The following is a 24,542-nucleotide window of genomic DNA, read 5'->3' on the forward strand; positions in this document are numbered from 1 at the left end:
AGATTACGCTGGCGGCCATGCCGGATGTTGAGACGCTGACCCCTGACAACCCACTGGTGAACGCGATCACCAAGGTGCTGGAAAAGGTGAACGACCCCGAGATCCGGCGGCCGATCACCGACCTGGGGATGGTCAAGCGGATCGACGTCGGCGACGGCGGCCGGGCCGAGGTCGAGGTGTTGCTGACCGTCGCCGGCTGCCCGATGAAGGACACGCTCCGTCGCGACGTGACCGCCGCGGTCGCGACCGTGCCCGGGATCGAGACCGTGGACGTGACGCTGGGGGTGATGTCGGACGAGCAGCGTACGGCGCTGCGGGACAACCTGCGCGGCGGCCAGACCGAGAAGGAGATCCCGTTCGCCAAGGCCGACTCGCTGACCAAGGTGATCGCGATCGCCTCCGGCAAGGGCGGCGTCGGCAAGTCGTCGGTGACGGTCAACCTGGCGATGGCGCTGGCCGCGCACGGCCAGTCGGTCGGCGTGCTGGATGCCGACATCTACGGCCACTCGGTGCCGGCCATGCTCGGCATCGCCGACGCTCGGCCAACCTCGGTCGAGGACATGATCATGCCGGTGCCGACCGCCGATCCGAACACCGGTACCAGTCTGAAGGTGATGAGCATCGGCATGCTCAAGCCGCGTCGTGATCAGGTGGTCGCCTGGCGCGGACCGATCCTGGACCGGGCACTGCATCAGATGCTGGCCGACGTGTTCTGGGGAGATCTGGACTTCCTGCTGCTGGACCTGCCGCCCGGCACCGGCGACGTGGCGATCTCGGTCGGCCAGAAGCTGCCGAACGCCGAGGTGATCGTGGTGACCACGCCGCAGCAGGCCGCCGCCGAGGTGGCCGAACGCGCCGGCACGATGGCCTCGATGGTCAACCAGCGGGTGATCGGCGTGGTGGAGAACATGTCCTACCTGCAGGTCACCTGCCCGGACTGCGGCAAACAGCATCGCTACGACGTCTTCGGCAGCGGCGGCGGCGAGGAGGTCGCCGAGACCCTGTCCACCCGAGTCGGGTACGACGTTCCGCTGCTGGCCCAGGTGCCGCTCGATCCGCAGCTGCGTTCCGGCGGCGATCTGGGCAAGCCGATCGTCGGCACCGACCCGCAGCAGCCGTCGGCGCGGGCGCTGAGCGAGCTGGCCGACACCCTGATCAAGCGCGGCCGCGGCCTAGCAGGCCGCAAGCTCAACCTGCAGCCGGTAGCCCACTGAGCCTGGCTATGCGCCGGGTCGGACGTCCTTGACCGTTGGGATCTCGGTGATGCGCAGGCGGGCACTGCCGTACGGGACCAGGGTGACGTCGTTGCTGACCGGGCAGCCGAGCACCGGGCCTTCGGGGACGGTGGCGGCCTGTTCGCCGTCCATCCCCCAGCCGGGGATGCGGGCGCCGGGCACGCGGATCCGTACGGGTGCGTGGTCGAAGGCGAACGGGACCGGGGCGACCGGGCGATGCTCGATCGGCCACTGCGCCGGTTCGGCCGGATCGATGCCGTAGTTCCAGGAGCTGCGCGGGTGGACCTCCCACTCGCCCAGGCCCGGCGCGTCCGGCACCGGGATCCAGTTCTCCCCCACTCCGGCGACCATGGTCAGCGCGCCGTAGCGGACCGCAACCGCCTGCCGGTCCCGCCGCTCCACCCGAGGCCGGGTGTCAAGATCAACTTCGATCCGATCGCCGGACTGCCATTGCCGCGAGATCCTGGCGTACCCTCCATCCGCATCGACCGAGAACGCCGAGTTGTTGATCATGATCTTGGGTTCCGCGCACCAGCCCGGGATGTGCAGGCCGAGGGCAAAGTCGACGGGCTGCTCCACCGTCACCTCGATGTTGATCTTGTGACTGAACGGATAGTTGCCGGCCACCGCCAGCCGGACGCCGACGTTGTTGATCTTTGTCTGCACGGTGCAGGGCGGATATCCGGTCAGTGCCAGGCCGTCGGGCCGGCCGGCATCGTCCAGGGTCTGCAGGCACAGTGAGCGGACCAGCTTCGGCCAGCCCTGGTGCAGATTCGCTGTACAGCAACCGAAATGCGGTTCCAGCCCGAAGAGGTTGGCGTCGTCGCTGGAGTAGGTCCACGGCCGTTGCCCGACCGAAACCCTGACCTGGTTGGCCTGCTGGTGATACTGATGCGCCAGCATCCGCGGGTCGCAGCTGGCCGGCAGCAGGTTGTAGGCGACCGATTCCAGCCGGTCGGCCCACACCCCGTCGCCGAAGATCAACGACAGCTGCTCCAGGGTGTACATCAGCTCCACCACCAGGCAGGTCTCCGCCCCGGCGGTGGCTTCCCGGCCGCCGAGGAACTCGTCGCCGGAGAACCAGCCATGCGCCTGTCCGTGCCAGCGTTCGAGCGCGGCCAACGACGCTTCGGTACGGGCCCGGTAGCGTTCGTCGCCGGAGCGCAGATAGCGTACGGCGTCGGTCTTCAGTCCCATCGCCACGTTCACCCCGTGGGTGCGGTGATCGAAGAACAACGCCCGGCCGGTGACCAGGGCCTCGGTCAGGTACCGGCCCCAGTCCTCGGTCTGCTCCAGCAGCAGATCGGCCAGCTCCAGCAGCCGGTCCTCAGCCGTGTGCCGATGCAGCCAGAGCACGCTGAGCACGTTGTCTGCACCCCGGACCCGGCCCCAGCCGGACAGCGGACGGCCGGGCAGATTCTCAAGCTGGTAACGGAAGTACGCCGACAGCATCGGCAGCACCCGGTCGTCACCGGTGGCGTCGTGATGCTGGGTCAGGACCTTGGCCGCGATCATCCGCGGCCACCAGTCGTCGTTGTCCGGCGGCCCGAACCAGCCGTCGGCGCGCTGGGAGTCGATCAACCAGTCCACCCACGGCCGGGTCTTCTCGATCAGCTCGCGGTCGTCCAGCAGGTAGGCCAGGGGCAGCAGCCCGTCCAGGTAGTAGGGGCCGCGTTCCCAGGACTCGCCCGGCCCGCCGAGCCAACCGCTGTCCGGGCCGACATCCGGCCAGACCTCGGGCAGCCGGCCGGTCAGACCGTCGGCCTGCAGCCGAAGTTGATCATGGAGCCAGCCGGTCGGGCGGACGGCGCCCAACGGCAGTTCGGCATGACGAGAGCGGCCCGGTGAAACCATGGGCCAGGAGCCTACGGCAGCCCTCGGTCAGGTGGCGTCCGGGTCGAACGGTGTGCCGGCCGTGACTGGCTCCAGGGCGGGCACCATCGTCGCGGTCACCCCGGCTCGGGTGCTGACCGAGGTACGGGTGGTGACGCGGGCCGAACTCTTCGCCTCGTTGATGGCTGCAGTGGCCTCGCCGACGGTGTCCTTGCCGAGGCTGCCCAGGCCCTTCAGTTCGTCCTTCATGTCGTTGGCCAGGGGCTCGATGTCGCCGAGCAGGTGCTTGGCCACGAAGGTCTTGGGGTTCAGGTCGCGGAAGTCGAGGTCGTCAAAGTCGGTGCCCAGCTCGCTCTTCAGCTGGGTCTGCGCGCTGCCGGCCATCTGGCGTACGTAGCGCAGCGCCTTGGCCGCCTTGCGCGCGAACTGCGGCAGCTTCTCCGGGCCGAAGACGATCACGGCTATGACCGCCAGCACCAGGATCTCCGGTGCCCCGATATCCAACATCTCGCTACCCCTTCGTCGCCTCGCGAGCACAGACTAGACGATCCGGCAAGCTAACCCCGTTCCGATGCCAATTTCAGCTGAGCCGAGTGCTCGTCACCGTCACGCTGGTAGCTCAACCGGACCGTGTCGCCGGGACGATGGTTGCGGATCGCCACGATCAGGTCGTCGGTCTCGAAGACCCGTTGGCCGTCGATCGCGGTGACCAGGTCCTCCGGTTTCAGCCCCGCCTTGGATGCCGCCCCACCCGGGGTGATGCTGGCCATCAGGACGCCGCCGCGTTGGCTGTCGGTCGACACCGTCGCGTTGATCACCGGATAGGTGGCGTAGCCGTTCTTGATCAGCAACCCGGCGATCTGGCGGGCCTGATTGATCGGGATGGCGAAGCCGATGCCGATGTTGCCGCTGCGGTCGTTGCTGCCGGATCCGGTCAGGATCGCCGAGTTCACCCCGATCACCGATCCGCTGCCGTCGGCCAGCGGGCCGCCGGAGTTGCCGTGGTTGATCGGCGCATCGGTCTGCAGCGCGTTCAGGTAGGCCTGGCCGCCGGCGGAGGTGCCGCCGACCGCGACCGGACGGTTGACCGCCGAGATGATGCCTTCGGTCACGGTGCCGCCGAGGCCGAGCGGGGATCCGACCGCGACCGCCGCCTCGCCGACCCGCACCGTGGACGAGTCGCCGAGCGTTGCCGGCCGCAGCCCGCCAGGTTTGGACAGTTGGATGACGGCCAGGTCGTAGGCGGGGCTGCGGCCGACCAGCTTCGCCTTGGACCGTCGCCCGGTGGAGTCGGTCACCCAGATGGCGTTGTGGCCGGCGTCGGCGACGACGTGGTTGTTGGTCATGATCCGACCGTGCCGGTCGAGGACGAAGCCCGAGCCGAGTTCGGTGGCGCTGCCGCTGGAGATGCGGATGGTCACCGTGCTCGGCAGTAGTTGTTCGGCCACTCGTACGGTGTCGACCGAGTTGCGGGTGGGCGGCACCGACGCCGTCGGACTCGGCGGATGCGTCGCCGCGGGCGCGGCTTGGGTCGGACCGTTGGTCGCCGGTGATTCGGCCTCGGATGCGTCCGGCTGCGCCAGCTTCGCACCGAGGTAGCCGGCGCCGCCGCCGACCAGCAGAGCTACCAGTGCGACGCTGCTGAGGACGGCCGCCATCCGGCCGGTGCCGCTGCTGCGGCGCGCCGGAGGCCGGTACGGCTGATGCGGCGGGGGGTAACTCATCGGTTCACCCAACGCTGTCGAGGATGCGAGCCCAGCCCGCGCGGACGCGCGCCATCGTACTGGCGCCGTCCGGATCGTCATGCGGCAACGCCGCCACCACCCGATCCCGCAGCGCCGTCGAACCATCGGTGGCAACGGTGAAGACGGCCCCGCCGGACTGCCAGCTGGCGGTGTTCAACAGGGCGTCGTTGCGGTAGGCGCCGAGGGTGGGATCCCAGCGGGACTCCGCCGACGAGTCGGCGAGCAGGCCGCGCCGTTCGAACACGCTCACGGTGGACAGGCCGTCGGTGTAGACCATGTGGACGACGCCGGGCTCGGTCGGCGCATCGGCCTGCAGCCGGCTGAGCGCCATGCCGGCGAGCTCGGCGTGGCAGAACCAGCCCTGACGGGTCAGCCGCACGGCACTGGCAGTGCTGAAGGCCGCCGTGGTGGACGACGAGCCGAGCAGTGGGGCGGCCAGCTGCGAGGGGCTTCCGATCGCGGCGGTGTTCACGGCGCGGCCGAGCCGCAGTGAGCGGTAGCCGACCGACACCACCAATCGGCCGGCGTGGTCGTAGTTCTGTTGCCGCAGGATGAGGCCGGTGGCGTCGTCGATCCACCAGCGAGCGGCCGCCGGCTGCCCCGCAGGACTGCCGTGCCGACGGGCCTCGACCAGGGACACCGGACGGCCGAGCAGGGTGCCACCGCTGACGCCGGACAGCTGGTAGGCCGACGCCATCGCCTGGAGCTGATCGTCGTCGTCGAGTTGGCCCGGCGTCGACGGGATCAGGCCCCGGGTGAGTTCGGCGCCGGACAGCGACCGAACCACGACCCGGCTGCCGATGCCCGGTTCGGTGCTGATCGTCACGTCGGCGGCGGTGGACCGGTGGTCCCGCGGCGCCAGCACCCGTACGACGCCGGTTCTGGCGAGTCGATCGGAGGCACGGTCGGCCTGGTGCAGCAGGGCGGTGATCTGGTCGGCCGTCAGGGCCGGACCGCGCATGGCAGGGTCGGCGGGACTCTGGATCTCGGCGGTCCGCAGCTTGTCGGGATCGACCAGCAGCGCCGCCGACACCGCCGGGTTGGTCAGCGGCAGCTCGTCGATGGCGGCGGAGAAGTCCGCACGCACCGCGGCGGTCGGGTCGGCGACGCGTGCTCGTTCGGCTGGTGCCGCGACGTACCCGACACCGGCGATCACCATCAGCAGCAGCACCACCCCGGCCGCCGACATCGGGGCAACCACCTTGATCCGGTGACCAGGCGGGTCGTAGGTGGCGGTGGCGATCGCGGCGAGCCGGTCGGACAGCTGAGCCGGCATCGGGGTCGGTGTCCGCCCGGTGTCGGTCAGCAGGATCCGCAGTCGCTGGAGTTCGGCGACCTCATCGCGGCAGGCCGCGCAGTCGGACAGATGCCGGAGCAGCGCTTGCCGCTCGGCTTCGCCGAGGTAACCGTCCACGTACGCCGAACGCGCTTCGGCGAAGTCCCGACATGACCGCAGATTCACGCCGTCCCCATGGCTCCCAACATCGACGGCCGACGATCGCCGGACTCGGCCTCGACGCCGAAGTAGCGGGCGTGCTGCTGGGACGGGCTGCGGTGAGCCAGCGCCGTACGCAGCTGGGTCCGTCCGCGATGGATCCGGCTGCGTACGGTGCCGATCTTCACCCCGAGCACCGAGGCGATCTCCTCGTACGACAACCCCTCGATGTCGCACAGTACGACCGCTGCTCGGAACTCCGGTTGCAACGCCGCCAGCGCCGCGGCCACGTCATGATCAAGATCCGCGTCGGCCAGCTGCTCACCGGGAGCCGGCAGTGGGCTTTGCAATCGTTCCTCGGCCCCGTCGGCCAAGCCGTCGAAACGGATCCGCTGCTTGCGACGGGCCGAGTCCAGGAACAGATTCGTGGTGATCCGATGCAGCCAGCCCTCGAAGGTGCCCGGCTTGAACTTGTGCAGCGAGCGGAAGACGCGGACGAAAACGTCCTGGGTGAGATCCTCGGCGTCGTGCCGGTTGCCGGTCAGCCGGTACGCCAGCCGGTAGACCCGGGCGCTGTGGTCGCGGACCACTTCCTCCCAGGTCGGCGGGATCCATTCCTCCGGAGCCGGTACGGGCTCAGTCGCGCTGCGGGACATCGGTTCACCTCTCGGCGGGGTGACACCCGTGCCCTGGACCGTCTCCTTGGCTTCGTACAGCGGGGCGGCTTCGTACAGCGGGTGCAGGGCTGGCTGCCCTGGCGGCTCATTCTTGTGAGCCTTTCTAGTAAACCGCTGTGAGAACACTGGTAAACCGCCCAAGTCTGCGCCCGACTCTCTTAGGAGATTCTCACCAGGCCCAACGGCGGCGGGAAGGGGTTTGTTCCCGGCTCAGAGTCCGGCGGCGGTCAGTGCCTGCTGCAGCGCGACCTTCTGCTCGTCGGTGGCCGGCACCATCGGAGACCTCAGTCCGCCGACCGCGCGACCCTGCAGCTCCAATCCGGCCTTGACCAGGATGCAGCCCTGGGTAGCGAAGACGCCGGTGAAGATCGGCAACAACTGCCGATGCAGCCGTAGCGCCTCCTCGACCTTGCCGTCCAGGTACGCCTCGATCATTTGTTTGGCGCCGACCGCACTGAAGTGGGTCGAGGTGCCGACCAGGCCGACGCCGCCGACCGACAGCAGCGGCAGCGTGTTCGCGTCGTCACCGGAGTAATAGAGCAGATCGGTCGCCGCCATCACCTTGCTCGAGGCGGTCAGGTCGCCCTTGGCGTCCTTGACCGCCACGATCTGCGGATGCCGAGCGAGTTCGATCATGGTCTCGGTCGCCACTGGCGTGCCGGCGCGCTGCGGGATGTCGTAGATCATGATCGGCAACGCGGTCGAGTCGGCGACCGTGGCGAAGTGCCTCAGCAGTCCGGACTGCGGCGGCCTGGAGTAGTACGGAGTCACCACCAGCGCGCCGTCGGCGCCGGCCTGGTCGGCGACCGAGATCAGCTCGACGGTGTGTCGGGTGTCGAAGGTGCCGACGCCGGCGATCACCGAGGCCCGGTCGCCGACCGCCGAGATGACGGTGGTGAGCAGCTCGGCCTTCTCCTGGTCGGTGGTCGTCGGCGCCTCACCGGTGGTGCCGCTGATCACCAGCCCGTCGGTGCCGAGATCGTCGACCAGGTAACGGGCCAGGTCGGCGGCACCCTCGAGATCAACGGACCCGTCGGCGGCGAACGGCGTCACCATCGCGGTCAGCAGCCGGCCGAACATCGGGCCAGATGTGAAGATCATTGTCGAAACCTCAGCACTATCTCTCGTCGATGACGACCAGCGGGTCGCCGTCCGTGACCACATCTCCGGCGCCGGCGATGATCTCGGCCACCATCCCGTCCACCTCGGCCAGCACCGGAATCTCCATCTTCATCGATTCCAAGATCACCACCGGATCATCGGCGGTCACCAAGTCACCGACCTCGACCTCGACCTTGAGCACGTTGGCCACCAGTTCGGCCGTGACGGTGTGGCTCATCCGGTCTACCCCTCGCCGGTTTGCCCGGCCGGGGCACGACTCGTCGGGATCATTGCGTCATCCTAATGGTGGATGCCGGCCGGGCAGGTTCTCGCTCACCACGGCCATTCCGGTTTCGATAGGGTGAACGCCGTGAGTACCTCCGAGGTTGGCAACGTGCCCGCAAGCGCGTCCGTCGGCGCCGATCATCCGAACGCCGAGACCTGGTCCTACGCCGAACTCTTCCACGAGGAGAGCGCTGCGGCCGCCGAGGCCCGGGAGGCCGGTCGCGCGTTCGGCGCGGTGCCGGTCAGCCGCGGTACGGCCAGCACCCTGACCGTGCTGGCCAAGGCGATCAACGCGCGAGCGGTGGTCGAGGTCGGCAGCGGCGCGGGCGTCTCCGGCCTGGCGCTGTTCGCCGGCATGCAGCCCGACGGAATCCTCACCTCGGTCGACATCGAGGCCGAGCATCAGAACGCTGCCCGCAACGCCTTCCGTACGGTCGGCATCCCCAACCAGCGATTCCGGTTGATCGCCGGTGCCGCGCTGACCGTGCTGCCCAAGCTGAGCGACGGTGCGTACGACCTGGTGCTGATCGACGCGGACAAGCTGGAGTACGCCGAGTACTCCGAGCAAGCGTTGCGGCTGCTGCGCCCCGGCGGCCTGCTGGTGATCGACAACTCGCTGTGGCACAACAAGACCGCCGACCCGGCCAACACCGACGACGAGACCGAGGCGATCCGGCACACCCTGACCGCGATCCGGGAGAACGAGGGACTGGTCAGCACGCTGCTGCCCACCGGCGACGGACTGCTGGTCGCCGTCAAACTCTGATCAAGACGCGGTAGGGATCGTCACGGTCACACCGAGGGCCTCGACGTCGCGATCGAAGGTCGCCACGGATCCGCCGTACTCGATCGCCAGCGCGGCCAGATGGGCGTCGGAGGTCAGATTGGCCGCCGTACCTCGCTCAACCAGCAGACCCTTCATGATCATCAGGTGCCGAGCCGTCGGCTCCAGCACGACAGCCTTCGGACTGGCCAGCCAGCTCTGGACCGCATCAAAGGCCTGCTCGACCGTCAGCGGGTGCTGCATCGCGGCCGGGTTGGTGCAGATTCGAACGAAGCCGAGAATCGTCGACCAACTGAAGCCGACCGTGTCGGATCCCTGCAGCGCGGCAGCCAACCAGCCGGCGGCGGCCCGGTGATTCCTGTCGGCTGAATTGATGGCATAGATCAGCACGTTGATGTCGACGATCTTCACCGGCCGGCCGACATCTTTCGCAGAACCTCTTCGTCCTCCATGGCCGCGGCGAGGCGGGAGGCGTGACTCAGATCGACCAGGGGTCGCCCCAGGTCATAGCTCGGAAACTCAAGATCAACAACGGGGTCGAGGTCGAGACCGGCGCGCAGGGCGCTGTTGATCGCTTCCTTGAAGCCGATCCCGCGCTCCTTCATCAGGGCGCGCAACCGAACCTCGACCTCGGACTCCAGTGTCACCGTCGTGCGCATGGCACGCATCATAGCATCAACACCGATGATGCTCTGATGCCCGAACGACGGGCGTGGCCGCCCCGCTCAGGTGGGGTTGCCGACGGTGATGCCCTTGCCGACCACGGTGATGCCGGCCGCGGAGACGGTGTAGCCGCGGGCCAGGTCGGCTTCATGATCAACACCGACCTGTTCGCCCGGTGGTACCACCACGTTCTTGTCCAGGATGGCGTTGTCGACCACTGCCCCGGCACCGACGCGGACGCCCGACATCAGCACCGACCGGTTGATCACCGAGCGTTCCTGCAGCCGTACGTTCGGTGACAGCACCGAGCTCTCCACCTGACCGCCGGAGATGATGCAGCCGGGGCTGACGATGGAGTCCTCGGCAACACCGTCCAGCACGAACTTCGCACCGGGCATCTGCGGGATGAAGGTCCAGATCGGCCATTCGTCGTTGTACAGATTGAAGATCGGATCCACCGACACAAGGTCCATATGTGCCTCGTGATACGCGTCGATGGTGCCGACGTCACGCCAGTAGTTCTTGTCCTTCGCGGTCGCGCCGGGCACCGAGTTCCCGGTGAAGTCGTACACCTGGGCATCACCCTTGGTGACGAAGCCGGGGATGATGTCGCCACCCATGTCATGCCGCGAATCGGTGTCGGCCGCATCGGCCTCCAGCGCGTCCACCAACGCCGTCCGGGTGAACACATAGTTGCCCATCGATGCGTACGAGGATTCGGGGTCGTCGGCCAGGCCGGGCGGATTCTCCGGCTTCTCCAGGAAGGAGTTGATCTTGTTGTCCTGGGCGGCGTCGATCACGCCGAACGCGCTGGCCTGGTTGCGCGGCACCCGGATGCCGGCCACCGTACAGCCCAATCCGCTGTCGATATGGGCGTCGACCATCTGGGAGACGTCCATCCGGTAGATGTTGTCGGCACCGAAGACCACGATGTAGTCCGGGTCCTCGTCGGTGATCAGATTCATCGACTGGAAGATCGCGTCCGCACTGCCCTGATACCAGCGCGGTCCGAGTCGCTGCTGTGCCGGCACCGGAGTGACGTAGTTGCCGAGCATGGTGGACATCCGCCAGGTCAGCGAGATGTGCCGGTCCAGCGAATGGGACTTGTACTGCGTCAGCACACAGATCTGCCGCAGCTCGGCATTGGCGAGGTTGGACAGCACGAAGTCGATCAAGCGATAGGTCCCGCCGAACGGCACCGCCGGTTTGGCTCGGTCCATCGTCAGGGGCATCAGTCGCTTGCCCTCGCCGCCGGCGAGGACGATGGACAGGATCCTCGGTCGCGCTGCCATGAAGTGAACCTAGAGGGCCGCGCGAATGCTGGCAAGGGTGCTGACGCCGACGCGCCGAACGTGCAACGATGCCGCCATGGAAGCCGGTGCAGAAACAGGACTGGAGCTGTCGATCTCGATCCTGACCCGGGAGTACCCGCCGGCCATCTACGGTGGCGCGGGCGTGCATGTCGGTCAGTTGGTGCCGCAGCTTCGCCGGCTCGCCTCCGTCGACGTGCAGTGCATGGGCGAGCCTCGCGAGGGGGCGACCGCGCACGCCGAGGACTACCCCGCCGGTGCCAACGCCGCGCTCCGGGTCTTCGGCGCCGACCTTTCCATGATCGCCGCGCTGGACCGACGCCCGGACGGCCCAGTTGATCTTGTGCACAGCCACACCTGGTACGCCAACCTGGCCGGGCAGTTGGCAAGCCTGTATTTCGACATCCCGCATGTCGTCACCGCGCACTCCCTGGAACCGCATCGGCCATGGAAGGCGGAACAGCTCGGCGGCGGATATCGCTTGTCCAGTTGGGCAGAACACACCGCGTTCGCCGGTGCCGATGCCGTGATCGCGGTCAGTTCCGGGATGCGGCGCGACGTGCTGGATTCCTATGATGATCTTGATCCGGACCGGGTGCACGTGGTCCGCAACGGCATCGACACCGACGAATTCCGTCCCGATCTTGATCTTGATGCGCTGGATCGGTACGGGATCGATCCGGATCAGCCGTACGCGGTCTTCGTCGGCCGGATCACCCGGCAGAAGGGCCTGATCCATCTGGTCCGGGCAGCCGAACGGCTCGATCCCGGCACCCAGTTGGTGTTGCTGGCCGGCGCACCGGACACCCCCGAGATCGCCCAGCAGATCTCCGACGCGTTCGCGCAGCTGCAGCAGAGCCGGGGCAACGTGATCTGGGTGGAGAAGATGCTGCCCCGAGGCGAGGTCCGGCAGATCCTCTCCCACGCCACGGTCTTCTGCTGCCCGTCGGTGTACGAGCCACTCGGCATCGTCAATCTGGAGGCGATGGCCTGCCAGACCGCGGTCGTGGCCAGTGCTGTCGGCGGCATCCCGGAGGTGGTGGTGGACGGCGAGACCGGCTATCTGGTCGATTACGATCCGGCCCAGGCCGACGACCCGGCGGCGGTGGCCGCCTTCGAGCAGGGTCTGGCGGACAAGATCAACGAGCTCACTCGCGACCGTGAGCGGGCGGCCGCATTCGGCCGGGCCGGTCGGCAGCGTTGCATCGACGAATTCTCCTGGTCCAAGATCGCCGCCGAGACGATCGCCGTGTATCGCCGCGCGATCGACATCCACCGAGGTAGTTGATCTTGGTCCGTGGCGGTCGTGATCGTTGATGATCTTGGAGCAGCGATGAGGTTCCGTGACCGCGCCGAGGCGGGTGATCAACTCGCCGATCAGGTCGCCGCGCTGCTGACCGGCGCCGGTCCCGATCGAGAACTGCCCCGCAGGCTTCAGGTGCTCGCGCTGCCGCGTGGCGGCGTACCGGTGGCTCGGCCGATCGCCGATCGACTGGACCGTCCGCTGCGGCTGCTGCTGGTCCGCAAGCTCGGGCTGCCCGGGCATCCGGAGTTGGCGATGGGTGCGATCGCCGCGCTCGGCGGCCGGATCGAGATCGTGCACAACGATGCCGTGCTGCATCAGCACCGGGTCGATCCCGACGAGTGGGCTGCGGTGCTCGAGGCCGAGACCGCCGAACTGCGCCGCCGGGTCGACGAGTTCGGCGCCTGGACCGGGGCCGATCCCGCCGGCGCCGCGGTCGTCCTGGTCGATGACGGACTGGCCACCGGCGCCACCATGCGGGCCGCGGTCGCGGTCACCCGCGCCGTCGGAGCTGGACGGATCGTGGTCGCCGTCCCGGTCGCCTCGACCTCCGCGGTGGCGCAGCTGCAGCAACCCGGCGTCTCGGTGCTGGCTCTGTCCCGGCCGGATCCCCTGATCGCCGTCGGCGAGGCGTACCGCGACTTCCATCAACTCGACGACTCCGAGGTGATCGCCCTGCTGCAACGCCGCTGAGGTTTGGGCCCGGCCGATCGACCGGTGCGGCGCGTGGTCGAGTTCATGCAGCCCTGGACAACACCTCCCGGCCGCGTTCGAGCAGAGTGTTGAGGATGCGTTCGGTCGCCGCGACATCGGCTGCCGGCAGGTCCTCCCATAGACCCCCTGCCAGGGCCGCCGTACGTTCGCGAACGCCTGCCATCAGCGTCCGCGCGGATTCGGTGAGCGCTCCGTCGGCCAACAGGTCGCGAGCCGTGAGCGTCTCGACCAGGTCGGCGGCGTTCTCGAAGTGGGCCCGGTCGCGCGCTGCGGCCACCAACGCGTCGGCATCAGCACTTTCGCCCCGCCCAGCCAGTCGCAATGTCACCCACTGCGGTTCGGTGAGTTCGGTGCCGTCGAGCGCGCGCCGGAGCAGTACCTGCAGCGTCTTCGCTGTCGTCCCGACCAGTTCGGGTCCGAAGGAAATGGACATGATGTCCTCCTAAATCGTTGGATGGCCCAACAGTAGCGTTATTGGTGCCACCAACAACCCCTTTAGACTGATTTCGTGCCCCTTCGCCGCGTCGCCGGTCAGCCCACCTGGCTGCTCAGCCAGGCCAACCACCGTGCCCAAACGATCCTGCAGGCAGCCTTCGCCGGGGCGGGTGCGCGGACCTACCACTACCGACTGATGGCAGCCCTCGAGCAGTACGGGGACCTGTCCCAGGCGGAGCTCTCCCGGCGGACCGGGATCGATCGCAAGGACGTGGTGCACGCGCTCAACGAGCTCGAATCCGGCGGACTTGTGGTCCGCGATCCGGATCTCGCCGACCGGCGCCGCAACGTCATCCGGCTCACCGCCGCCGGCAACGCCGAACTGATCCGACTGGATCGGGTGCTGGCCGACGTCCAGGATGAGGTGGTCGCCCCGCTGTCCGCCGCCGAACGCAGCCGGCTCGCCGAACTGCTCGGCAAGCTCGCCGGCGTCGAAGGACACACCCCACCAGGTGTGACCCGGACATGACTCGGCCCCGGACACCGCCGTGGTGTCCGGGGCCGATCAGGTCGGTACAGCCGTCAGCCGACAACCTCTTTGAGTGCGCCGGCAAGCTCGGCTGCCTCATCAGCATTGAGCTCGACCACGAGCCGGCCGCCACCCTCGAGGGGAACTCGCATGACGATTTCCCGGCCTTCCTTGGTGACCTCCATCGGACCGTCACCGGTTCGCGGCTTCATCGCAGCCATTGCATCCTCATCTCTGTCATCAACTGCAGCATCCAGCATGGGGCAGGCCTATTATCCCGTATCCGGCCCGCCGCGGCCATTCGGGGCGGCAACAGCCTCCGCGCTCAATCGGTCCCGCTGCGATCCCCGGCGGTGACGAAGCAGTCGGCCAGGTGATCATCGACCAGGCCGGTGGCTTGCATCATCGCGTACGCCGTGGTCGGGCCGAAGAAGCGGATGCCCTTCTTCTTCAGCGCCTTGGACAGCGCGATCGACTCCGGTGTCACCGCCGGCACCTCGTCCCCGCTGCGCGGCCGCGGCCGGTCCGGCTGGGCGAAGGACAAGATCAACTCCGCGAACCCGTCGCCCCAGTCGGCGACCACCCGGGCGTTGCTGATCGCGGCGTCGATCTTGGCCCGATTCCGTACGATCCCGGCATCGGCCATCAGCCGGGCCACGTCAGCCTCGCCGAAGGCGGCGACCCTCTCCGGGGCGAAGCCGGCGAAGGCCGTACGGAAGGCCTCCCGTTTGCGCAGGATGGTGATCCAGGCCAGGCCGGACTGGAACGCCTCCAGCGTCAGCCGCTCGTACAGCCCCTGGACCGAGGTGACCGGACGGCCCCACTCGGTGTCGTGATAGTCGAGGTAGAGCGGATCGCCGGTCCCCCACGCGCACCGCAGTCGGCCGTCCGGACCGAGCGTCGCGCCGAAGGCGCGCTCAGTCTGCCCCAGGGCGTCGCTCACGACCGGGCGACGCGGCGTCGCTGCTGTCGGCGCTGACGCTTCTCGGCCTCGTCGGCGAAGATCGGCGCCTTGTTGCGCCGGGACAGATAGCGCCGGGCCGGGTCGGTGAGCTCCGTCGGCCGCGGCGCGTTGTCGGCGACCAGCCGGACGAACCGCTGCAGGCTGTCGGCCAGCTGTCGCTGCAGCAACGGGCGGAACGCCAACGCTGCCTTCTCGGCGACCTTGCCGCCACGCACGGTGATCCGCTCGCGGACCGACAGCCAGGTCCGCAATCCGCGGGCCTCGATCGTGAACACGCCGACGCCGGTGAACCAGGGACCGAGGTGGGTCATCTCCAACTCGTACGGAGGTTCCCAGCAGGTGACCACCATCTCGTCACTGAAGCCGAGCCGGCGGCCGCCGATCGAGGGACCGTGCCGGCCGCGGATCCGGGTGCCCAAGCCCTCGACCTGCCGGCCGATCGCCTGCATGGTGGTCATCGGGATCCACTGGCCCTGGCCGGTCCAGTCGACCAGTTTGGGCCAGACGTCCTCCGGCGTGGCCGCGACCATGATCGAGCCGTTGAACAGCAGGCTCACCGCGCCACCGTCCCTTTCTGTGCTTCGGGGCCGTCCGGGCCGCCGGTCAGTTCGGCGATCAACGCGTCTCGATCGGCAATCTCCTGACCGAGCCGGACCAGCACGTCATCCACCTGATCCATCGCATAGCCACGCAGCGTGACGCCGAACCGGAGCTCCTGCAGATCGGCGCCGGTCAGCGGGTGTTGCGGCAAGTCCTGCCGATAGCCGTCCCGTACGGGTTCGGTCTTCATCTCGCCCACGCCTCCTGCCGCGACCGCCGCAGCGACGCCGAGCACGGCGATCACCAGCACCGCGATCGCCCATTCCATGCAGGGAAGCCTAACGCCGATCACCGACAGCTCCACTCGGGTATTCCGCGTGCGGTCAGCACCCGATCGCGGGATGTGGGGACCGGCGTGTCGGCACCCTAAGGTTGTCCCCATGCCTGACACCGATCCGACGATCTCTGCTGACACGTACGCCCGACCGGCCTGGGGATGGGGCTTGGCCACGGTGCACGCCTCGGGGCAGGTGCTGGACACCTATTACCCGCAGCCGTCGCTCGGCCTGCCGGACTCCGCCGGCGCTCCCGAGGAACTGGCCATCACCGCGGCCGGCGCCAGCAGCAGTGACCCGGTGCGACAGGTGCACACCGATCTGGTCCGCACCGTGATCGACCTGGATCGGGCACCGCACAGCGCCTCCGACGTCTACCTCCGGTTGCACCTGCTGAGCTATCGGCTGGTCCGCCCCCGCGAGGTCAACCTGGACGGCTGGGCCGGTCTGCTGAACACCGTGGTCTGGACCTCGGCCGGTCCGTGCGCGGTGGAGGGCTTCGAGCAGATCCGGACCCGGTTCCGGGCCGACCGCAAGGAGCTCACCGTCCTCGCGGTCGACAAGTTCCCGCGGATGCTGGACTACGTCACCCCGACCGGCGTTCGGATCGGTGACGCCTCCCGGGTCCGGCTGGGTGCTCACCTGGCCCCCGGCACGGTCGTGATGCACGAGGGCTTCGTCAACTTCAACGCCGGTTCGCTCGGCCCGGCGATGATCGAGGGCCGGGTCAGCCAGGGCGTCATCGTGGGCAAGGACTCCGACGTCGGCGGCGGCGCGTCGATCATGGGCACGATGTCCGGCGGCGGCACCCATATGGTCACCGTCGGCGAGCGCTGCCTGATCGGCGCCAACGCCGGCATCGGCATCTCGCTGGGCGACGACTCGGTGGTCGAGGCCGGTCTCTACGTCACCGAGGGCACCAAGGTCACCCTGCCGGACGGGCAGATCGTCAAGGCGGCCGAGTTGTCCGGCTCACCCAACCTGCTGTTCATCCGCAACTCGGTCACCGGCACCGTCGAGGTACGAGGCCGGGCCGGCCGCACGGTCGAGCTGAACGCGTCGCTGCACGCGCACTGAGCCCCGGTAACCAGACGATGGCTCGAACTGCCCGTCGACTGGGCGCCGTGGTCGCGGCGCTCGTCTGCGTGGTGGCACTGCTGGTCGTGTTGGCGGTGATCATCATCAAGTCGATCCCGAATCATCAGCCGCTGCCCGGCGAGCAGCGGTGTGTGGCCACCGCGGCGGATCAGTCGGTCGCGGTGGACACCGAACAGGCGCACTATGCGGCGTTGATCGCCGGCATCTCGGTTCGCAAGGGGCTGGCTCCGCGGGCCGCGTCGATCGCGCTCGCCACCGCGTACCAGGAAAGCAATCTGCGCAATCTTGATCATGGCGATCGGGATTCGGTGGGCCTGTTCCAGCAGCGGCCGTCGATGGGTTGGGGCACCGAGAAGCAGTTGATGAATCCGTACTACGCCACCACCCGCTTCTACCGCGCGTTGATCAAGATCCACGGCTGGGAGAAGGGCGACATCACCGAGATCGCCCAGAAGATCCAGATCAGCGGCTATCCGGACGCCTACCGTGATCATGAAGCCGATGCCCGGGTGCTGGCCTCGGTGCTGACCGGTCAGAGTCCGGCCGGGATCCGTTGCCTGATTCGAGATCAGCGGCCGGGCGACGTGAGCGGATTGATCAAGGACCTGCGCAAGACGTACCAGCTCAAGCCGAAGCATTCCGGCTCGGTGATCACCATCTCCGCCGGTTCCACCACCCTGGCCTGGTCGTACGCGCAGTTCGCAGTCGCGAACGCTCGGCAGTACGGGGTCGCGCGGGTCGAGGTCGGATCGCACAGCTACCAGGTCGACAACCGAATCCTGGCGGAGTGGAAGACGACCCAGGACTCGATCGGCGCCAAGTCGGTGAAGATCACCACCCGAGCATCCTGAGCTGACTCAATGGCTCAAAGCGCCGCGCGAATGACTGTTCTTGATAGATGTTCACGACACAAATACCCCCGAACCAATCCGATTCCAGCCGTCCGCTGCGCCGGGCATTCGCCGACTCCCTCGGCTACACGGTGCGGATGCACTGTCCGGCTCCCCGGATCGACCCGGGCAGCGCGGCCGGCCGGCAGTGGATCAGCGAACAACACCTGCCCGAGGGCTATGCGACGGTGGCCATGACCGAGCTGCCGACGGATGCGGTGGTTCGGGCGTGGGCGACGTCGTACGGCTGGGCCCATCGTCCGCTCGGCGGAGTTCACGCCGACCGACTGCCGCACGTCTGGACGGATTACAGCCGCGGCGTCGACCCGGACATGTCGATGCTCACACTGGACCGATCCGGCGAGATCGTGGCCTTCAGCCTGGTCAGTCCCGACGTCTGGGACGGCCGCACCATGATCATTTCCGAGACGGTCGAATTCGATCAACCCGACGGAACGGGGTTGCAGAAGGCAACGGTTGCGGCATCGTTGGCGGTGCTGGCGCAGAACAAGCTGCACCCGGTCGACCTGCATCGGATCGAATTCGAGGGACACTCGACCGATCCGCATACACCGGCGCTGTTCGACAGCCTGCCCGACGCGGGCGCCGACCCGATGGACATCGTCGAGCTCGCCCCGCCGTTGTGAGTGGCCGGCCATCTCCCGGCCAGGCGGTCAGGCCGACAGGGCGCCTTCCAGCTCCTCGGGCGTGGGGTACGAGGGTTGGGCGCCGGCGCGGGTGACGGCGAAGGTGCCGACCGCGACCCCGTACCGGACGGCAGCTGCCAGGTCGGCGGATTCGGCCAACTGCCGGGCCAGCCCGCCGACGAACGCATCGCCGGCGCCGGTGGTGTCGACCACCTCGTCGACCGGCGGCGGCGCGACGTGGCCGGAGTCGTCGGCGGTGGCCCAGCAGGCACCGGCGCCGCCGAGGGTGATCACCACCGAACGGGCCCGGCCGACCAGCTCGGCCGCGGCCTCCAGCACCTCCGGGATGTCGCGGATGATCCGCCCGATCATGTCGGCGGCCTCGACCTCGTTGACCACCAGCGGGTCGGCCAATGCCAGCACCTCGTCCGGCAGCTGGGTGTACGGCGCGAGGTTGATCACCGGACGCAGCCCTGCTTCGTCGGCCGCGGCCACCGCAGCGCCGATGGTGTTCACCGGGATCTCCGCCTGCACCACCAGGACGCCGCCGGATGCCGCCAGCCGGCGGACTTCCTCGGCCGCACGGTCGGCAGTGACGGTGAAGTTGGCGCCGGGCACCACCGTGATCGCGTTCTCGCCGCCGGGCAGCACGTTGACCAGCGCCAGCCCGGTCGGTTCATCGGTCACCTCGACCGCTTCGGTGTCGATGCCCTCGTCCCGCAATGCGGTGATCATCCGACGGCCGTCGTCATCGTCGCCGATCGCACCGACGAAATGGACGGCCGCGCCGAGCCGTGCTGCGGCCACGGCCTGGTTCGCGCCCTTGCCGCCGGTCAGCTTCTTCATCCCGTTGGCCAGCCGGGTCTCGCCGGGCTCCGGCAGCCCCGTACTGTCAATCACATAGTCCTGGTTCGCCGAGCCGACGACGATCACGTTGCTGGTCACAGACCGACTCCTTCGGGTGCGGACATCGGCGAGCCTATCGTCCGCGGCTCCCTGCGTTGCTCCGGTTCAGCCGGACCGGAATTTCTCTGCCGCGTCTCGGATCTGTCGGGTGAAACGCGCCAAGAAGGCCGGGTCGCCGCCGAGTTGATCCTCGGTGTTGCCGGCCCGGTGGTCGATCAGCTCCCGCACGATGTCGGCGTGACCGGCGTGCTGTGCGGTCTCGGCAAGCATCCGGATCAACAGCACCCCGAGGGTGGTGTCGGGCTCCGTCCACCAGGGCACCCGGCCCGGGCTGTCGAGGTCGAGCTCGTCGATGGTCCGGTCGGCGTGCGTCGCGGCGCGTCGGTACAAGCCGAGGATGTAGTCGCTGGACTCATCCGCGGTGGCCCACATGTCGGCGCCCTCGGCGATGGAGCCGTCCTCGATCCAGCTCAATTTCTCCTGCGCCGGGCGGCCCACACATCCGCCGAGGTAGCCGAATTCCAAGCCGGCCAGATGCTTGACCAGCCCCAGCAGATTGGTGCCTGTGGGCGTCAGTGGCCGTCGCAGGTCGTACTCACCAAGGTCATCGAGATTGGCCAACAGGTTGGCCCTGGCGACGCGCAACTTGCGGTGCAACTCGTCCTTGATGCCCACGCTCATCATGATCTTGACGCTAACTGAGTACGCCGGCCACGATCTTCACGGACGCGCACCCGGTGGTTTCGAGGTTGCCGCCGGATCGCCAGCCAACCGGAGCTGTTCAAGTCGTGCCGCCCCTCCCGACCACGCGCAGTTGCTCAGCCGCCTGCTCGAACGCACCAGCCCAGCAAGCGTTGTACTCGACGATCTCGATCACCCCGGCACGTTACACAAGCCAGCACGGCCGACTTCAGTCACCACAAGCCGGTCTTGATGCCGGACGTCGTCGACTTCGGGCAGGTCGCGGGACAGATCCGAAAACTTGCCGCGCTCGGTCAGATTCACCCGTCGGATCGACTGTCGGGATGAATTGTCGGAGGTCTGGTCTAGATTCGTCTGTATGAGCGAATCGTCGGTGGCGGGTTTGGGGGCGCGGGAGTCTCTCGCGCTGCTGTCGACCTCCCGGACGGCCCGGCGGCGCAGCGAGTGTGACGACCTGATCGTGGTCGCCCATTACGCCGATCTGCACCCACCCCAGCTGCTGGAAGGACGCCCGGTAGTGCGCGGGATGGAACGAGCGATCCGGCTCGGTGGCGAGGGGACGCCGGCGGTGACCGAGTTCTGCGCGGTCGAGTTGGGTGCCGCGCTCGGACTGTCCGATCGGCAGGCGCGGGAGCTGATCGCCGACGTGTTGGATCTGCGGCATCGACTCCCGCGATTGTGGGAATTGGTGCTGCGCGGGATCGCGCCGGTGGACCGGCTGCGGGAGATCGCCCGCCGGACCCGGACCCTGGCAGCCGAGGCGGCGCGGGCGGTCGATGGTGAGGTCGTCGGCTACGTGAACAGTTTGTCGTCGTGGGGCAGGTTGTTCGACGCGGTCGATGCCGCGATCCTGCGCGCCGACCCCGAGCGCGCCAAACGGATGGCCAAGCAAGCCAGAGACGGCCGGTATGTGAAGATCTCAAGCAGGTCGCGGTACGGGACGCGGACGGTGTCGGCCCGAATCGATGCCGACTACGCGGTCTGGATGCAGGCCACCATCGACACCCTGACCAAGACGATCACCGGCCCGACCGGGCTACCGGCCGAGGTCGGAGACCGACACTGTGAAGAACCGGAAGAATTCCAAGCCCAGGCGTTCGGACTGATGGGACTGCCCTTGCTGTCGACCCGACTACTGGCCCAACAACAACACCCCGACCTGTTCACCACCGAGGCTGGCCAGCAGTACGACACGACCACGACGCATCATGATCGGCACGACCATGATCAACCCCATCAGGATGATCATGATCACGAGCCGGGGAACCGCGGCCACGACGAAACACCGGCCGGTGAAGCTGGTCGAACCGCCGGTGGAAAGCATTCGCACACCAAGGACCCGAACCATCCAGACTGGCCCGAAGATCAGCAGCCTGCCGACCACTGCCGGCACCCGCGCAGGAACGACGACGCCGCGCACGGCAAGCTCCCGCCATCCACCGAGACTGCCACCGGAGATCGGGAAACCGTGATCACCGACGATCGCGAGTCTCCGCGCGAGCATGATCACGAGTCGACGAGCCGGGATGGTTACGGTCTGCTCGGCTACGAAGTTGATCATGGTGACCTGCGCCGGGTCCCGATCCCGGTCAATCCCGACCCCCGGTTGAGCAGAGACACGGCGTTCTGGTTGGCCCGAATCAACCCGACCAAACTGCTACCCAAAGTGATCTTGCACGTCCACATCACGACCGACACGGCGGCTACCGGCCGAGGCGTGGCCCGAGTCGAAGGCATCGGACCGATCCTGGCCACCCAGGTCCGGGACTGGCTCGGCAACGGCTGCCGGATCCGGCTGCAACCCGTCCTCGACCCCGCCGACATCCACCCGGTGGACGCCTACGAGACGCCCGACCGAATGCGTGACGCCCTGCTGGCCAGGACCCCGGCCAGTTGTTTCCCTAACTCGGCCAACCGGAGCAGATCGATGCAAGCCGACCACACCATTCCGTACGTGAGAACCGGCGGACCCAGCGGCAACGCCCCACCCGGCCAGACCGGCCTGCACAATCTGGGACCCCTCGGCGAGACCGAGCACCGGATCAAAACCCACGGTGGCTGGTCCGTCAGGCAACCCGTGCCCGGCACCTACGTGTGGCGAACCCGCTACGGCCGGGTCGTGGTCGTCAACGACTCCGGCAGCCACGACCTCGGCGACAACCCCTTCGCTCACGCCGTCTGGCACGCCGCCGTGGCAGCCGACACCGACGTTGGTGCGGGCATGGACGCCGGTGATGATCACCCACACCGCAGCGACCTGGAGTGGGCCATGCAACGGATGTTGGAGGTCGCCTGACCGAACGGAGCACGTCGGCAGAATTACCTTGCACAGAAGGAATCCGGTCGGCACGATCGGTACGTCACCGCTGCAGGTGAGACCGGCACCGTCCGGAGTTGATCATGCCCGAGAGCACTCATCCGCGGGGAATGCCGGATTAGGCACCGACCCGACGCGGCGGATCGCTGTACTACCAGGAGCTCGCCGGGCCTGCGCCGACGGTGATCTTCGAGGCCGGTCTTGCGTCGACGCGATCCCACCCACGATCGCCGTACATGCCGGTGGGTCCGTATGCCGGAGCAGCGCGGGATGGGTGTTGATCGTGCGCCCCTGGTAGGCAGTCGGAACCCGCGGCCCAACCTTCCTCAGGTAACCGGCGAGGGCCACCGGATCGACTCGGCCGTACTCCCGGCGCCGGATCCGATCACTGCTAGTCGCTTCATCGAAGACACATCCGAAACCTAGTGCCTGTGCTGGTCGAGCCGAGCCTCAGTTGTAGTTGGCGGTGACGGTGCGGGCTGCGACCGCCTCGAGGTAGCCACGTTCGCCCAGCCCACGTACCCATCGTTCGACGTCGGCCGCAGCCGGCAGCTGCTCGCTGGTCTCCAGCAGCAGGATCCCGCCGTCCAGACTCTCGGCTTCAGGCATCCGGCCGGCCATCGCGATCTGGTCGATCACCTCGATGCAACCGCCCCACGCGCCATGTCTCCGCGCTGGCCCGGAACTTCCTCGAGCACGGCTTCGACGTCACGATCGCGGACTTCGTCACCGCCAGGTCAATCGATGTCTACCGTCGGGAACTACCGGACTGCTTTGTCGTCCACTTGCAGATCTCTTTCTCGGAAGCACGTGAGCGGAGTTCGAACTGCTGCACCGACAGGCCTCGATCCCACTGCAGGCAGACCTCGTCATCGACGTCGACCATCTCACGCCGGAACAGCAGATCAGCCGTGTCCGAGGCGCGTGGACCGCGGCCGGATGATGCGGCCGCGGTGACTCATGCGGTCAGGATCGCCCGACGAGCTGGGCCAGGCCGTCGGCGGCGATCACGCGGGCGTGGTTGATCTTGCCCCAGGTGCGGCTGGGATGGACGCGGTTGGTGAGCAGGATCGCGTACGCGGCTCGGTCGAGGTCGATCACCAGCGACGTACCGGTGTAGCCGGTGTGTCCGATCGTGTGCAGTGAGGCCAGCCGGCCCATGTACCAGGGCTGATTGATCTCGAACCCGAGACCATGATCATGATCGCCGAATTCCGGCGTCTGGTTGGTGATCATCTCCGCATACAACTCCTCGTCGAGCAGTCGCCCGCCGTCGTACGCGGTCCGGTTGATCATGCACTCCGCGAGCTTGCCGAGGTCGGCGGCAGTGGAGAAGACACCGGCGTGCCCGGCCACTCCGCCCAGCGACCAGGCGTTCTCGTCGTGCACCTCGCCCCAGACCACACCACGATCGGGTACGCGCTCGTACTCGGTGGCGGCGATCTGCGGCCGCAGTAACAAGTTGGGGTTGTATCCCGTGTTGATCATGGACAACGGTTCGGTGATGCCGGTCCGGACCAGTTCATCCAGCGGTCGCCCGGTGAGGCGATGCGCCATCACGCCGAGAGTGATCAGGTTCAGATCGCTGTAGCAGTAGGCGGTTCCGGGCTCGACGACCAGTTCTGCGGCCAACGCGCCCTGGACGCGTGCCGGCACATCGTCGTACAGCCGCCAGAGCGGGATCTCGGCCGGGAAACCGGAGGTGTGGATCAGCAACTGGCGTACGGTGATCGCCGACTTGCCCGCACCCGTGAAGTCGGGCAGGTAGTCGACCACCGCCCGATCAAGATCGATCTTGCCCTGCTCGACCAGCTGCAAGATCACGATCGAGGTGAACAGCTTCGAGATCGAGGCCAGGTCGAAGATAGTGTCCGTCCGCATCGCGATCCGGTCCGACTCCGGCAGCAGCGATCCCTCACCGTCGGCGTAGCAGCGCGCCCACCCGCGGGCCTGGACCGAGATGATCTTGCCGTCGGTGCCCCATTGCATCACCGCGCCGGGAAACAGCGGATGATCACCGCCCTCGCTCCGCAGACCGAGCAACCGCCCCCAGGTCTCCTCCACAACTCCCCCTTCATCTGGACTTGTCAGTCG

29 protein-coding genes are annotated in these 24,542 nt (G+C 67.8%); 9 read left to right on the top strand and 20 right to left on the bottom strand.

Annotated features, from left to right (window positions below):
- Positions 1 to 35: 35 nt before the first annotated feature.
- Positions 36 to 1,214 carry an Mrp/NBP35 family ATP-binding protein gene (locus FOE78_RS19620; RefSeq protein WP_228266247.1) on the top strand — a complete coding sequence of 393 codons (1,179 nt, stop codon included), beginning with the start codon at positions 36 to 38 and terminating at the stop codon, positions 1,212 to 1,214.
- Between the two features lie 6 nt (positions 1,215 to 1,220).
- On the opposite strand, the gene FOE78_RS19625 is transcribed toward FOE78_RS19620, so the two are convergent.
- The 7 genes from FOE78_RS19625 to FOE78_RS19655 form a co-directional block, all read right to left on the bottom strand.
- Positions 1,221 to 3,089 (bottom strand): beta-L-arabinofuranosidase domain-containing protein, encoded by a 1,869-nt coding sequence (locus FOE78_RS19625; protein ID WP_143987776.1) that lies wholly within the window; start codon positions 3,087 to 3,089, stop codon positions 1,221 to 1,223.
- Between the two features lie 27 nt (positions 3,090 to 3,116).
- Positions 3,117 to 3,575 carry a sec-independent translocase gene (locus FOE78_RS19630; RefSeq protein WP_143987777.1) on the bottom strand — a complete coding sequence of 153 codons (459 nt, stop codon included), beginning with the start codon at positions 3,573 to 3,575 and terminating at the stop codon, positions 3,117 to 3,119.
- A gap of 50 nt (positions 3,576 to 3,625) precedes the next feature.
- Positions 3,626 to 4,792 carry a trypsin-like peptidase domain-containing protein gene (locus tag FOE78_RS19635; RefSeq protein ID WP_168207604.1) on the bottom strand — a complete coding sequence of 389 codons (1,167 nt, stop codon included), beginning with the start codon at positions 4,790 to 4,792 and terminating at the stop codon, positions 3,626 to 3,628.
- 4 nt (positions 4,793 to 4,796) lie between these two features.
- Positions 4,797 to 6,275 (bottom strand): zf-HC2 domain-containing protein, encoded by a 1,479-nt coding sequence (locus tag FOE78_RS19640; RefSeq protein ID WP_143987779.1) that lies wholly within the window; start codon positions 6,273 to 6,275, stop codon positions 4,797 to 4,799.
- Positions 6,272 to 6,904 (bottom strand): RNA polymerase sigma factor SigE, encoded by a 633-nt coding sequence (gene sigE, locus FOE78_RS19645; protein WP_143987780.1) that lies wholly within the window; start codon positions 6,902 to 6,904, stop codon positions 6,272 to 6,274. Before sigE ends, FOE78_RS19640 begins: the two co-directional genes overlap by 4 nt.
- A gap of 231 nt (positions 6,905 to 7,135) precedes the next feature.
- Positions 7,136 to 8,026: a 4-hydroxy-tetrahydrodipicolinate synthase gene (gene dapA / locus FOE78_RS19650; RefSeq protein ID WP_143987781.1), complete on the bottom strand. Its 891-nt coding sequence runs from the start codon at positions 8,024 to 8,026 to the stop codon at positions 7,136 to 7,138.
- Positions 8,027 to 8,042: 16 nt separating this feature from the next.
- Positions 8,043 to 8,264 carry a biotin/lipoyl-binding carrier protein gene (locus tag FOE78_RS19655; RefSeq protein ID WP_143987782.1) on the bottom strand — a complete coding sequence of 74 codons (222 nt, stop codon included), beginning with the start codon at positions 8,262 to 8,264 and terminating at the stop codon, positions 8,043 to 8,045.
- A 132-nt stretch (positions 8,265 to 8,396) separates the two neighbouring features.
- Between FOE78_RS19655 and FOE78_RS19660 the strand changes: the two genes are divergently transcribed.
- Positions 8,397 to 9,077, top strand: a complete 681-nt coding sequence (locus tag FOE78_RS19660) for an O-methyltransferase (protein ID WP_228265901.1) — start codon at positions 8,397 to 8,399, stop codon at positions 9,075 to 9,077.
- Here FOE78_RS19660 and FOE78_RS19665 read toward each other — a convergent pair whose 3' ends face one another.
- The 3 genes from FOE78_RS19665 to glgC form a co-directional block, all read right to left on the bottom strand.
- The gene (locus FOE78_RS19665) at positions 9,078 to 9,506 is read right to left on the bottom strand and encodes a TA system VapC family ribonuclease toxin (RefSeq protein ID WP_143987784.1); all 429 of its coding nucleotides are present in this window, start codon (positions 9,504 to 9,506) and stop codon (positions 9,078 to 9,080) included. It lies immediately after the preceding gene.
- Positions 9,503 to 9,754 carry an antitoxin gene (locus FOE78_RS19670; protein WP_143987785.1) on the bottom strand — a complete coding sequence of 84 codons (252 nt, stop codon included), beginning with the start codon at positions 9,752 to 9,754 and terminating at the stop codon, positions 9,503 to 9,505. The genes FOE78_RS19665 and FOE78_RS19670 overlap by 4 nt, the downstream gene beginning before the upstream one ends.
- 66 nt (positions 9,755 to 9,820) lie before the next feature.
- Entirely contained in the window at positions 9,821 to 11,050 is a 1,230-nt protein-coding gene (gene glgC, locus FOE78_RS19675) for a glucose-1-phosphate adenylyltransferase (RefSeq protein ID WP_143987786.1), read from the bottom strand.
- 106 nt (positions 11,051 to 11,156) lie between these two features.
- Here glgC and glgA point away from each other — a divergent pair, with 106 nt between their 5' ends.
- Together glgA and FOE78_RS19685 are read left to right on the top strand one after the other, a co-directional pair.
- On the top strand, positions 11,157 to 12,356 hold the full coding sequence (gene glgA, locus FOE78_RS19680) for a glycogen synthase (RefSeq protein WP_143988954.1): 1,200 nt from the start codon (positions 11,157 to 11,159) through the stop codon (positions 12,354 to 12,356).
- 9 nt (positions 12,357 to 12,365) lie between these two features.
- Positions 12,366 to 13,064 (top strand): phosphoribosyltransferase, encoded by a 699-nt coding sequence (locus FOE78_RS19685; RefSeq protein ID WP_210414684.1) that lies wholly within the window; start codon positions 12,366 to 12,368, stop codon positions 13,062 to 13,064.
- Positions 13,065 to 13,107: 43 nt separating this feature from the next.
- On the opposite strand, the gene FOE78_RS19690 is transcribed toward FOE78_RS19685, so the two are convergent.
- Positions 13,108 to 13,518 (bottom strand): MarR family transcriptional regulator, encoded by a 411-nt coding sequence (locus FOE78_RS19690; protein WP_143987787.1) that lies wholly within the window; start codon positions 13,516 to 13,518, stop codon positions 13,108 to 13,110.
- 75 nt (positions 13,519 to 13,593) lie between these two features.
- Between FOE78_RS19690 and FOE78_RS19695 the strand changes: the two genes are divergently transcribed.
- On the top strand, positions 13,594 to 14,049 hold the full coding sequence (locus FOE78_RS19695) for a MarR family winged helix-turn-helix transcriptional regulator (RefSeq protein WP_143987788.1): 456 nt from the start codon (positions 13,594 to 13,596) through the stop codon (positions 14,047 to 14,049).
- Between the two features lie 53 nt (positions 14,050 to 14,102).
- On the opposite strand, the gene FOE78_RS19700 is transcribed toward FOE78_RS19695, so the two are convergent.
- From FOE78_RS19700 to FOE78_RS19715, 4 genes are all read right to left on the bottom strand, one after another.
- Positions 14,103 to 14,270 carry a DUF3117 domain-containing protein gene (locus FOE78_RS19700; protein ID WP_091521298.1) on the bottom strand — a complete coding sequence of 56 codons (168 nt, stop codon included), beginning with the start codon at positions 14,268 to 14,270 and terminating at the stop codon, positions 14,103 to 14,105.
- 104 nt (positions 14,271 to 14,374) lie between these two features.
- Entirely contained in the window at positions 14,375 to 14,992 is a 618-nt protein-coding gene (locus tag FOE78_RS19705; RefSeq protein ID WP_228265902.1) for a DNA-3-methyladenine glycosylase I, read from the bottom strand.
- Positions 14,989 to 15,570: an SRPBCC family protein gene (locus FOE78_RS19710; protein ID WP_143987789.1), complete on the bottom strand. Its 582-nt coding sequence runs from the start codon at positions 15,568 to 15,570 to the stop codon at positions 14,989 to 14,991. The genes FOE78_RS19705 and FOE78_RS19710 overlap by 4 nt, the downstream gene beginning before the upstream one ends.
- Positions 15,567 to 15,881, bottom strand: a complete 315-nt coding sequence (locus FOE78_RS19715; RefSeq protein WP_143987790.1) for a DivIVA domain-containing protein — start codon at positions 15,879 to 15,881, stop codon at positions 15,567 to 15,569. Before FOE78_RS19715 ends, FOE78_RS19710 begins: the two co-directional genes overlap by 4 nt.
- Before the next feature lie 112 nt (positions 15,882 to 15,993).
- Here FOE78_RS19715 and dapD point away from each other — a divergent pair, with 112 nt between their 5' ends.
- The 3 genes from dapD to FOE78_RS19730 all read left to right on the top strand — a co-directional run bounded on the left by dapD (position 15,994) and on the right by FOE78_RS19730 (position 18,523).
- Positions 15,994 to 16,965 carry a 2,3,4,5-tetrahydropyridine-2,6-dicarboxylate N-succinyltransferase gene (gene dapD, locus FOE78_RS19720; protein WP_143987791.1) on the top strand — a complete coding sequence of 324 codons (972 nt, stop codon included), beginning with the start codon at positions 15,994 to 15,996 and terminating at the stop codon, positions 16,963 to 16,965.
- A gap of 17 nt (positions 16,966 to 16,982) precedes the next feature.
- A complete protein-coding gene (locus FOE78_RS19725; RefSeq protein WP_143987792.1) occupies positions 16,983 to 17,837 on the top strand; it encodes a hypothetical protein in 855 nt (284 codons plus the stop codon).
- Between the two features lie 137 nt (positions 17,838 to 17,974).
- Positions 17,975 to 18,523 carry a hypothetical protein gene (locus FOE78_RS19730; RefSeq protein WP_210414685.1) on the top strand — a complete coding sequence of 183 codons (549 nt, stop codon included), beginning with the start codon at positions 17,975 to 17,977 and terminating at the stop codon, positions 18,521 to 18,523.
- Between the two features lie 27 nt (positions 18,524 to 18,550).
- Here the strand turns inward: FOE78_RS19730 and FOE78_RS19735 are convergent, their stop codons facing one another.
- The 3 genes from FOE78_RS19735 to FOE78_RS24485 form a co-directional block, all read right to left on the bottom strand.
- A complete protein-coding gene (locus FOE78_RS19735) occupies positions 18,551 to 19,468 on the bottom strand; it encodes a ribokinase (protein ID WP_143987794.1) in 918 nt (305 codons plus the stop codon).
- Between the two features lie 66 nt (positions 19,469 to 19,534).
- Positions 19,535 to 20,113: a DinB family protein gene (locus FOE78_RS19740; protein ID WP_228265903.1), complete on the bottom strand. Its 579-nt coding sequence runs from the start codon at positions 20,111 to 20,113 to the stop codon at positions 19,535 to 19,537.
- A 189-nt stretch (positions 20,114 to 20,302) separates the two neighbouring features.
- Positions 20,303 to 20,434 carry a hypothetical protein gene (locus FOE78_RS24485; RefSeq protein ID WP_266094991.1) on the bottom strand — a complete coding sequence of 44 codons (132 nt, stop codon included), beginning with the start codon at positions 20,432 to 20,434 and terminating at the stop codon, positions 20,303 to 20,305.
- 55 nt (positions 20,435 to 20,489) lie between these two features.
- On the opposite strand from FOE78_RS24485, the gene FOE78_RS19745 reads away from it, so the two are divergent.
- Positions 20,490 to 22,427, top strand: coding sequence for a DUF222 domain-containing protein (locus FOE78_RS19745; protein ID WP_143987795.1), 1,938 nt, complete (start codon positions 20,490 to 20,492; stop codon positions 22,425 to 22,427).
- 471 nt (positions 22,428 to 22,898) lie between these two features.
- On the opposite strand, the gene FOE78_RS19755 is transcribed toward FOE78_RS19745, so the two are convergent.
- Together FOE78_RS19755 and FOE78_RS19760 are read right to left on the bottom strand one after the other, a co-directional pair.
- Positions 22,899 to 23,087, bottom strand: coding sequence for a hypothetical protein (locus FOE78_RS19755; RefSeq protein WP_210414686.1), 189 nt, complete (start codon positions 23,085 to 23,087; stop codon positions 22,899 to 22,901).
- Between the two features lie 327 nt (positions 23,088 to 23,414).
- Positions 23,415 to 24,512, bottom strand: coding sequence for a serine hydrolase domain-containing protein (locus FOE78_RS19760; protein ID WP_143987796.1), 1,098 nt, complete (start codon positions 24,510 to 24,512; stop codon positions 23,415 to 23,417).
- Positions 24,513 to 24,542: the final 30 nt, after the last annotated feature.

The organism is Microlunatus elymi, from assembly GCF_007362775.1.
GTDB lineage: Bacteria > Actinomycetota > Actinomycetes > Propionibacteriales > Propionibacteriaceae > Microlunatus > Microlunatus elymi.

Coding starts and splice junctions, on each gene's coding strand:
- FOE78_RS19625 (WP_143987776.1), bottom strand. CDS start 3,089: ATGGTTTCACCGGGCCGCTCTCGTCATGCCGAACTGCCGTTGGGCGCC.
- FOE78_RS19630 (WP_143987777.1), bottom strand. CDS start 3,575: ATGTTGGATATCGGGGCACCGGAGATCCTGGTGCTGGCGGTCATAGCC.
- FOE78_RS19635 (WP_168207604.1), bottom strand. CDS start 4,792: ATGAGTTACCCCCCGCCGCATCAGCCGTACCGGCCTCCGGCGCGCCGC.
- sigE (WP_143987780.1), bottom strand. CDS start 6,904: ATGTCCCGCAGCGCGACTGAGCCCGTACCGGCTCCGGAGGAATGGATC.
- dapA (WP_143987781.1), bottom strand. CDS start 8,026: ATGATCTTCACATCTGGCCCGATGTTCGGCCGGCTGCTGACCGCGATG.
- FOE78_RS19655 (WP_143987782.1), bottom strand. CDS start 8,264: ATGAGCCACACCGTCACGGCCGAACTGGTGGCCAACGTGCTCAAGGTC.
- FOE78_RS19670 (WP_143987785.1), bottom strand. CDS start 9,754: ATGCGCACGACGGTGACACTGGAGTCCGAGGTCGAGGTTCGGTTGCGC.
- glgC (WP_143987786.1), bottom strand. CDS start 11,050: ATGGCAGCGCGACCGAGGATCCTGTCCATCGTCCTCGCCGGCGGCGAG.
- FOE78_RS19690 (WP_143987787.1), bottom strand. CDS start 13,518: ATGTCCATTTCCTTCGGACCCGAACTGGTCGGGACGACAGCGAAGACG.
- FOE78_RS19700 (WP_091521298.1), bottom strand. CDS start 14,270: ATGGCTGCGATGAAGCCGCGAACCGGTGACGGTCCGATGGAGGTCACC.
- FOE78_RS19715 (WP_143987790.1), bottom strand. CDS start 15,881: ATGGAATGGGCGATCGCGGTGCTGGTGATCGCCGTGCTCGGCGTCGCT.
- dapD (WP_143987791.1), top strand. CDS start 15,994: ATGCCTGACACCGATCCGACGATCTCTGCTGACACGTACGCCCGACCG.
- FOE78_RS19725 (WP_143987792.1), top strand. CDS start 16,983: ATGGCTCGAACTGCCCGTCGACTGGGCGCCGTGGTCGCGGCGCTCGTC.
- FOE78_RS19730 (WP_210414685.1), top strand. CDS start 17,975: ATGCACTGTCCGGCTCCCCGGATCGACCCGGGCAGCGCGGCCGGCCGG.
- FOE78_RS19740 (WP_228265903.1), bottom strand. CDS start 20,113: ATGATGAGCGTGGGCATCAAGGACGAGTTGCACCGCAAGTTGCGCGTC.
- FOE78_RS19745 (WP_143987795.1), top strand. CDS start 20,490: ATGAGCGAATCGTCGGTGGCGGGTTTGGGGGCGCGGGAGTCTCTCGCG.